This window comes from Duganella callida (assembly GCF_004614165.1).
Lineage (GTDB): Bacteria > Pseudomonadota > Gammaproteobacteria > Burkholderiales > Burkholderiaceae_D > Rugamonas > Rugamonas callida.
In genome coordinates this window covers 122,728-132,536 of the sequence record NZ_SPVG01000072.1, presented here as the reverse complement: position 1 = coordinate 132,536, position 9,809 = coordinate 122,728, and the positions used below count along the sequence as shown (strand labels likewise).

Genomic DNA, 9,809 nt, shown 5'->3' with positions numbered 1-9,809 from the left:
GCGTGAACACGGCGGTGTACACCAGCGGATTGGCGGTGGCGGCAAAGCCGCTCAGGATGCCGCCGCTGGCGCTGACGTCGCCGGCGGCGAAACCGACCGGCGCCTCGCTGAAGGTGAAGGTGATCTGCGCCGTCTCGCCGGCCTTCAGCGTGGCGGCGTTGCTGCTGATGGTCAGCGTGGGCGGCTGCGCATCGACCGTGATGGCGGCGCCGGCGCCGCCCTGGCCGGCGTTGCCGGCGATGTCGGTATAGCTGCCGGCATTCAGCGTGACGCTGGCGGTGCCGTTGTAGCCGGCCGCCGGGGTGAAGGTGGCGGTGTACACCAGCGGGTTGGCGGTGGCGGCCAGGCCGCTGAGCGCGCCGCCGGTGACCGTCAGGTCGGCCGCGCTGAAGCCCTGCGGCACCTCGGTGAAGGTGAAGCTCAGGGTGGCGCTGTCGCCGGCCTTCATCACGCTGGTGCTGGCGCCGATGCTCACGCCCGGCGCGGTCAGGTCGATGGTGTAGGGCACCACCGTGGCGGCGCCGTGGTTGCCGGCGCCGTCGGTGACGCGGATCTGCAGCGCGCCGCTGCCGGTGAGGATGGCGGCCGGCAGGCTCCAGTTGCCGCTGCCGGCGGCCAGTTGCGCCGGCACCCAGCTGGCGCCGTTGTCGAGCGAAACTTCCACCGTCTCGCCGCTTTGCGGCACGTTGTCCAGCGTGCCGCTGATGGTCTGCAGCGGGTTGTTCGTGATCAGGTCGCTGTTGCTGATGCCGCTATCGCCGCTGAACACCACCGTGCTGCTGCCGCTGGTCGGCGGCACCGCCGAGGCCACGCCCGGATTGCCGGCGCCGTCGAGGAAGCTGCCGCCGGCCACGGTGATGGTGCCGTTGCCGCTGGCCACGCCCGGCGTCGGCGTGAACAGCGCGGTGTACACCAGCGGGTTGGCGGTCAGGCCGAAGCCGCTCAGGGTGCCGCCGGCCACGGCGATGTCGGCGGCCGTGAAGCCGACCGGCGCCTCGCTGAAGGTGAAGGTGATCACCGCCGATTCGCCGATGCGCAGGCTGGCGGCGCTGCTGGTGATGGCCAGCGTCGGCGGCGCGGTGTCGACCGTGATCAGCGGCGAGGCCGCGGCGCCGCCGGCGTTGCCGGCCGCGTCGGTGTACAGGCCCGGCGCCAGCGTCACGCCGGCGCTGCCGCTCAGACCGGCGGTGGGCGTCAGCACCACGGTGTACACCAGCGGATTGGCGGTGGCGGCAAAGCCGCTCAGGGTGCCGTTGACGGCCACCAGGTCGGCCACGCTGAAGCCGGCCGGCGCTTCGCTGAAGGTAAACGTCAGCGTCGCCGCCTCGCCGGCCTTGAGCGTGCTGGCGCTGCTGCTGATGGTCATGCCCGGCGCGGTCTGGTCCAGCACGTAGGCCGACGCGAACGCCGGGCCGCTGTTGCCGGCGGCGTCGCTGACGCGCACCTGCAGCGTGCCGCTGCCGCTCAGCGTCTGCGGCATCAGCGCCCACATGCCCGGCCCGGTGGACACCGCGTTGAGCCAGGTGACGCCGTTGTCGAGCGAGACCTGCACGGTTTCGCCGGCCTGCAGCGGCGCGCTCAGGGTGCCGGTGAGGATCTGCGTCGGCGCGTTGGTGATCAGGTCGCTGCCGCTGACCCCGTTATCGGCCGAGAACGCCACGCTGGCGCCGCTGCTGGTCGGCGCCAGCGTGTCGACCGCGATCGGCGCGCTGCTGGCGGCGCCGCCGAGGTTGCCGGCGGCGTCGGCGTACAGGCCGGACGCCACACTGATCACCGCGTTGCCGCCGGCCAGGCCGGCCGTGGGCGTGAAGGTGGCGGTGTACACCAGCGGATTGGCGGTGGCGCTCAGGCCGCTCAGGGTGCCATTGCTGGCGGTGATGTCGCCCAGGCTGAAGCCGGCCTGGGCATCGCTGAAGGTGAAGATGATGGTGGCGCTGTCGCCGGCCTTCAGCGAGCTGCTGCTGCTGGTGATGACCAGCGTCGGCGGCTGGGTGTCGATGACGATCGCCGGCGAGGTGGCGCCGCTGCCGCTGTTGCCGGCCACGTCGTTGTACAGGTTGTTGCCGAGCGTGACGCTGGCATTGCCGTTGTACGCCGGCGTCGGCGTCAGCTGCACGGTGTACACCAGCGGGTTGGCGGTGGCGCTGAAGTTGCTGAGCGTGCCGCCGGTGGCGATCAGGTCGCTGAGCGTGAAACCGGCCGGCGCTTCGCTGAAGGTGAAGCTGATGGTGGCGCTCTGGCCGGCGCGCAGCGTGGCCGCGCTACTGCTGATGGCCACCGTCGGCGCCGTGGTGTCCAGCACATAGGCAGAGGAACTGACGGCGCCGTGGTTGCCGGCCAGGTCGGTCACGCGCACCTGCAGGGTGTTGGAGCCGGTCAGCGTCTGGTTGCTCAGCGACCAGGTGGCGCCGCCCACCGGCGCGTTGGCGATCTGCCAGCTGGCGCCGTTGTCTAGCGACACCTCGACCCGATCGCCCGCGGCAAGGGTGCCGCCGGCCAGCGTGCCAGCGATGGTCTGGGCCGCGCTGCGCGTGATCAGGTCGGTGCTGCTGCTGCCGGTGTCGCTGGAGAACAGCACCGTGCTGTTGACCAGCGCCGGCGGCAAGGTGTCGACGGCGATCGGCGCCGAGCTGCCGGCCGCGCCGCCGTTGCCGGCCGCGTCGGCGTAGGCGCCGGCCGCCACGCTGATCACCGCGTTGGCCGCCGCCACATTCGCGGCCGGCGTGAACAGCGCCGTGTACACCAGCGGGTTGGCGCTCTGCACCAGGTTGCTCAGGGTGCCGTTGCTGGCGCTGATGTCGCCCAGGCTGAACGCCGCCGGCGCCTCGCTGAAGGTGAAGGTGATCAGCGCCGTGCCGGTGCCGTTGACGGCGGCGACGCTGCTGGCGATGCTCAGGGTCGGCGCCAGCGTGTCGATGGCGATGGCGGTCATGCTGCCGCCCACGCCCGGGTTGCCCAGGATGTCGGTGTAACTGTTGTTGGCGATACTGATCGCGCCGCTGGCGCTGTTGACGCCGCTGACCGGCGTGAACACCGCCGTGTACACCAGCGGATCGGCGGTGGCGGTGAAGCCGCTCAGCGTGCCGCCGCCGACCGTGACGTCGCCCACGGTGAAGCCCACCGGCGCCGAACTGAACTTGAAGGTGATGTTGGCGGTGTCGCCGGCCTTGAGCGCGGCGACGTCGCTGAGGATGGCCACGCCGGGCGCCGCCGTCGCCAACGACAGGTTGGGCGCGGCCGCGGCCAGACCGTTGTTGCCGGCCAGGTCGGTGTAGGCGCCGGCCGCCACCGAGATCAGGCCCACGCCGGCGGTCTGGCCCGCGGTCGGCGTGAACACGGCGGTGTACACCAGCGGATTGGCGGTGGCGGCAAAGCCGCTCAGCGTGCCGCCGGCCACGGTCACGCTGGCCGCGCTGAAGCCGACCGGCGTTTCGCTGAAGGTGAAGGTGATCAGTGGCGCATCGGCGCTGTTGAGCACCAGCTTGCTGCTGGTGATGACCAGGCCCGGCGCGCTTTGGTCCAGGGTGTAGCCGGCGCTGAAGGCGGCGCCGTGGTTGCCGGCGGCATCGCTGACGCGCACCTGCACATTGTGGCCAGGGCCGGCGCTCAGGGTCTGGTTGGCCAGCGACCAGCCGGGCGTGCCGGCGCTGCCGCTGGCGGTCAGCCAGGTGTTGCCGTTGTCGAGCGAGACTTCCACCGTTTCGCCGTTCTGCAGATTGGCGCTCAGCGTGCCGCTGATGGTCTGGCTGGCGGCATTGGTCACCAGGTCGCCGCTGGCGCCGCTGTCGCTGGAAAACACCACGCTGGCGCCGGTGGTGGCCGGTGCCTGGGTGTCGACCGGGAAGGCCGGCAGGCTGGCGCCGCCGCCGGCGTTGCCGGCCTTGTCGGTGTAGCCGCCGGCCGTCAGCGTCACCGCGCCGCTGCCATTGTCCAGGTTGGCGGTGGGGGTGAAGGTGGCGGTGTACACCAGCGGATTGGCGGTGGCGGTCAGGCCGCTCAGGGTGCCGCCGCTGGCGTTCAGATCGCCGAGGTCGAAACCGGACGGCGCCTCGCTGAAGGTGAAGGTGATGACGGCGGTCTGGCCGGCCTTGAGCGCGCTGGCGCTGCTGCCGATGCTGACCGTCGGCGCGGTGTTGTCCAGCACGTAGTTGACCGAGAACGCCGTGCCGTGGTTGCCGGCGGTGTCGCTGACGCGCACCTGCAGCGTATTGCTGGCGGTCAGGGTCTGCCCGCTCAGCGACCAGGCGCTGCCGGCGCCGCCGGCACTGGTCCAGCTGGCGCCGTTGTCGAGCGAGACTTCGACGAATTCGCCATTGCCCAGCGGGCTGGCCAGGGTGCCGCTGATGGTCTGCGCGGCGGTGTTGGTGACCAGATCGGTGGCGCTGCTGCCGGTGTCGGCCGAGAACACCACGGTGTTGGCCACCGCGGTCGGCGCCTGGGTATCGATGGTCAGCGGCGGCGTCGCCGCGCCGCCGTTGGCATTGCCGGCGGCATCGGTAAAGCCGCCGGCGGCGATACTGATGTTGGCCGAGACGTTCTGGATGCCGGCGGTCGGCGTGAACACGGCGGTGTAGACCAGCGGATCGGCGCTGGCCGCCAGTGCGCTCAGCGCGCCGCCGCTGACCGTGACGTCGGCGGCCGTGAAGCCGGTCGGCGCCTCGCTGAAGGTGAAGGTGATCAGCGCGGTCTCGCCGGCCTTGAGCGCGCTGACGCTGCTGGTGATGGCCACGCTCGGCGCCACCGTGTCGATGCTGATATTGGGGCCGGCGGCGGCGTTGCCGCTGTTGCCGAACGCATCCGTGTAGCTGCCGGCGGCGACGCTGATGGTGGCGGCGCCGGCCGCCAGCCCGGCGGTGGGAGTGAACACGGCGGTGTAGACCAGCGGATTGACGGTGGCACTGAAGCCGCTCAGGGTGCCGTTGCTGACGGCGATGTCGCCGGCCGTGAAGCCGGTCGGCGGCGTGCTGAAGGTGAAGGTCAGGTTGGCCGTCTCGCCGCCCTTGAGCGTCAGGTGGTCGCTGGTGATCAGCATCGACGGTAGGGTGGTGTTGACGATGATCGGCAGCTGCGCGCTGGCGGCGCCGCCATTGCCGGCGACGTCGGTGTAGCCGTTGGCCTGCACCTGCACCGTGGCGCTGAGCGCGCTCTGGCCGGCGGTCGGCGTGAACACGGCGGTGTACACCAGCGGATTGGCGGTGGCCACCAGGTTGCTGATGGCGCCGCCGGTGACGGCAATCGAGCCGGCGCCGAAGTTGGACGGCGCCTCGCTGAAGACGAAGGTCAGGTGCGCCACCTGGCCGGCATTCAGCGCCGCCAGGTCGGAGCTGACCTGCACGCCCGGCGCGGTGGTGTCCAGCACATAGCCGGTGCTGAAGACGTTGCCGTGATTGCCGGCGGCGTCATTGACGCGCACCTGCAAGGTATTGCTGCCGGCCAGCGTGACGCCGCTCAGGCTCCAGCTGCTGGCGCCCGTCGCGGCGCTGGCATTGGCCCAGGTGACGCCGTTGTCGAGCGACACCTGCACCACCTCGCCCGCTTGCAGCGCGCTGCCCAGCGTGCCGCTGATGGTCTGCGCCGCCGTCTTCGTGACCAGGTCGGTGCTGCTGGCGCCGGTGTCGTTGGAGAAGCTGACGCCGGTGGTGACGGTGCTCGGCGCCAGCGTGTCGATGCTGATCGATGGCGGCGCGCCGGCGCCGCCGCTGTTGCCGGCCAGGTCGGTGTAGGCGCCGGCCGCGACCGAGATGCCGGCCGCGCCGCTGGCCACGCCGTTGTTGGGCGTAAAGGTGGCGGTGTACACCAGCGGATTCAGGGTGGCGCTGAAATTGCTCAGCGTGCCGTTGCTGACCGTGACGTCGCTGGCGGTGAAGCCGACCGGCACTTCGCTGAAGGTGAATGTAATGGTGGCGCTGGTGCCGCTGTGGACCGCCGCCACATCGCTGGTGATGGCCAGGGTGGGCGCCCGGGTGTCGACCGCGATCAGCGGCGACAGGCCGGTGGCGCCGGTCAGGCCCAGGCCGTCGGTATAGCTGCCGCCGGTGACGGTGATCGAGGCGTTGGCCGTGACATTGGCGCCCGGCGTGAACACCGCCGTGTACACCGCCGGGTTGGCGGTGGCGGCCAGGCCGCTGAGGGTGCCGCCGCTGACCACGATATCGCTGGCGGTGAAGCCGACCGGCGTCGCGCTGAAGGTGAAGGTGATGTTGGCGGTGTCGCCCGTGTGCATGGCCGCCTTGTCGCTGGTGATCAGCACCGTCGGGCCCAGCGAGATCGACACCGCCAGCGAGCCGGCCGCCTGGCCGCTGTTGCCGGCCGCGTCGGTGTAGCCGCCGGCCGCCAGCTGCACGCTGCCGAGCAGACCGCCCAGGCCGCCGTTCGGGGTGAAATCGATGGTATACACGCGCGGGTCGGCGGTGGCCTGCAGATTGCCGACCGTGCCGTTGACGCCGGTGAAGCTGGCCAGCGACAGGTTGTATGGCGTCTCGCTGAAGCTGACCGTGACCGGCACCGTCTGGCCGTTGCCGAGCACGGTGACGTTGATGCTCAGCGCGGCGGTCGGCGCGGCGGTATCCAGCACATAGGCGTTACTGCTGACCGGACCGGCGTTGCCGGCCGCATCCACCACGCGCACCTGCAGGGTGTTGCTGCCGGCGAGGGTCTGGCCGGCCAGTTGCCAGCTGTTGGCGCCGGTGGCGCTGGCCACCGCCCAGCTGGCGCCATTGTTGAGCGAGACTTCCACATGCTCGCCGGCCGCCAGATTGGCGCCCAGCGTGCCGCTGATGGTCTGCGCCGCCGTCTTCGTGATCAGGTCGGTGCCGCTGGCGCCGGTGTCGGCGGAGAACGCCACGCTGCCATTGGTGGTGGTGGGCGCGGTGGTGTCCAGCACGTAGCTGGCGCTGAGCGGGGTGCTGCTGCCGCCCGGATTGGTGACGCGCACCTGCAGCGTGCCGCTGCCGCTCAGGGTCTGATTGGCCAGCGACCAGGTGCTGGCGCCCACGCTGGCCGTGGCGTTGGTCCAGGTGGCGCCATTGTCCAGCGATACCTGCACCGATTCGCCGCCGGCCAGGTTGCCGCTGAGCGTGCCGGAAATGGTCTGGCCGGCGACGTTGGTGATCAGGTCGCTGTTGCTGATGCCGCTGTCGTGGGAGAACGCCACCGTCAGCGCCGTGGTGCTGCTCGGCGCCGCCGACACCACCGTGGTGGCATTGTTGGTGACGATCACGCTGCCGTCGTTCATGGTGACGGTGAAGGTGGTGGTGGCGTTCAGCCCCGTGGTGCTCTTGTACACCAGCGCCTGCAGCGCGGCCTGGGCGGCTGACGGCGCCGAGGCCGCCATGGTATAGCTGACGCCGCCGTCGGTGGTGACGAAGCCGGACGCCGCCAGCGAGGCGGCCGTGAACGCGCCCTTGGACGCGCTGTCCGGCGTCACCGTCACGATCACGGTGGCGCCCACGTCCGGATCGCTCAGCGTGACACTGGCGAACGGACGCAGGGTGCCGCCGGCCGTCATGCTCTGGCCGGCCGCGACGCCGCTCAGCACCGGCGCATCGTTGACCGAGGTGGCGGTGATCACGGTGGCGCTGTTGGCCGCGCTGGCGGCGCCGTTGCTGTCGGTGGCGGTCAGCGTGAAGGTGGTGTTGACGCCGACGCCGACCGCGGCCTGGTTGGCGGTCGGCGTGAACACCAGCGCCTTCAGCTGCGCCGTCAGCGCCGCCGGCGAGCTGGCGCTCAGGGTGTAGCTGCCGTTGCCGCCCGCCAGGCCGGCGCCGCTCAGCGTGCCGTTGGCGGCGTTGAAGCTGATGGTCAGGCTGACGTTGTCGCCGTTGACGTCGGCCACGGTGACGCCGCCGAACGGCTGGATGGTGGCGTTGTCGTTGACATTGGCGGCGGCCGCGCCGGTGATGGTGGGCGCGCTGTTGACCGCATTGCTGACCACCACGCTGACGCCGCCGACCGCCGTGTTGGTGTTGCCGATCGCGCTGTTCCAGTCGTCGGCGGCCGACAGCACGTAGCTGGTGCCGCCGGCCGAGATGGCGCCGTTCTTGTTCAGCAGCGCCGCCACCGCGCTGGCGTCGGCGCCGCTCAGCGTGACGGCGAACGAGGTCGAACTCAACACCTCCACGTTGCCGCTGGTGGTCAGGGTGCGCGTGGCGCCGCCCTCGCCTTTCAGCGTCAGCTTGGCCACCGTGATGTCGTTGGCGGCGCCGACCACGCCCACCAGGTTGCTGCCGGTGACGGTCAGCACGCCGGTGGCGGCATTGAAGCTGGCCGCGCTGATGGTCGGCAGTTGCACGTTGCTGACCGTGATGGGATTGCCGCTCAGGTCGACGCCGTTGCTCAGATTGCTGTCCCAGTTGGCGGCGGCCGCCACGTTGAAACTGGTGCCGTCGACACTGGCGCTACCGTTGTTGTTGAGCAGGCCGTTGATGGCCAGCTTGTCGGCCGCGTTGAGCGTGATGCTGGCGGCGGTGCTGCTGCTGGCGCTCACCACCGGCGAGGTCAGCGTGTAGCTGGCGCCGTTGGCGCCGGTGATGGTCAACTTGGTCGGGTCGATGGCGTCGCCGGCGCGGATGCCGGTGGCGTTCAGGCTCAGCACGCCGGTGCCGGCGTTGTAGGCGGCCGAGGTGATGGTGTTGGCGGCGCGCGCATTGGCCACCTGCAGGTCGTCGATCGCCACCTCGAAGCCCAACGGGTTGACGATGCGGATGCCGTAGATGCCCTTGAAGTCGGCCATCGAGGCGAAGTTCAGCAGGCCGTACTGGTTGACCACCAGACTGGTCAGCGAAACGCCGACGCCGGTCGGCTGGTAGTTGGCGTCCAGCGCGTAGACGGTGAAGATCACGGTGCCCAGCAGGTTGCCGACCAGGCTGCCGCTGCCGAGGTTGACGCTGACCATGTCGAACACGCCGCTGTTGGCGCGCAGGTCGACATAGGTGACCGGCGACAGCAGCGAACCGTTGACGGTCAGGCGGTCGTCGGTCAGCGGCAGGCCGATCAGGCTGTTGCCGTTGGCGTTGACCACCGTGACGCCGCCGCCGTTCGAACTTTGCGCGTACAGGTCGAAGCCGAGGTTCAGGATGTTGTCGACGTGGACCACGCCGGCCGGACCGAGGCCGGTGGCGTTGAGCAGCGTGACGTCGGCATTGGTGTTGAAGGTGATGGTGCCGTTGGCGCCGTTGTTGGCCAGGTTCAGCGTGTGGGCGTAATCCTGTTCGGCCTGGGCGCTCAGCACGGCGGCGCTGTCGATGCTGCCGGTGCTGCGCTCCAGGTCCCAGTTGGCGCCCAGCGCGCTGCTGCCGGTGGCATCGGTCGAAGCGGCCACATCGGCACCGGTGGCCTGCGCCAGGCCGTCGATGAAGGCCTGGCCCGCGTCGCCGGCCGCGACATCGCAGCCATACAGCAGCAGATCGCCGCCGGGGCGCAGCGCCGCGCCCCATTCCTGCAGCGCTTCCTGGTAATCGGCCAGGTGGGCGCGGTCCAGCACCGAGGTGCCGAGCTGGATCTGGCCGGCGGCGCCGTGCGAGACGATCTGGACGCTGTCCAGGTCCTGATACTGGCGCAACACGCTGGCGATCTGCTCGACGCCGTTGCGCCATGAAACCAGTTTCACGACCAACACATCGTCCGCAACACCCTCTGCCAGTGCCGCGGCATCGGCCACACCAGCATCAAGGAATAATACCGAACGATACATACCGTTTTGGTTACTCATCTTGCTTCTCCGCATCTTTATGCGCCGATGTCCGATTATGAGCAGCCTCAACTGGATCGCCAAATTTTCCTGTTTGCCAAACATTTCGTCCGGTGTGGCA

1 protein-coding gene is annotated in these 9,809 nt (G+C 70.2%); it reads right to left on the bottom strand.

Annotated elements, in window-relative coordinates:
* On the bottom strand, nt 1–9,691 hold a 9,691-nt coding region (locus E4L98_RS07535), incomplete at its 3' end, for an Ig-like domain-containing protein (RefSeq protein WP_229257303.1).
* Nucleotides 9,692–9,809: the final 118 nt, after the last annotated feature.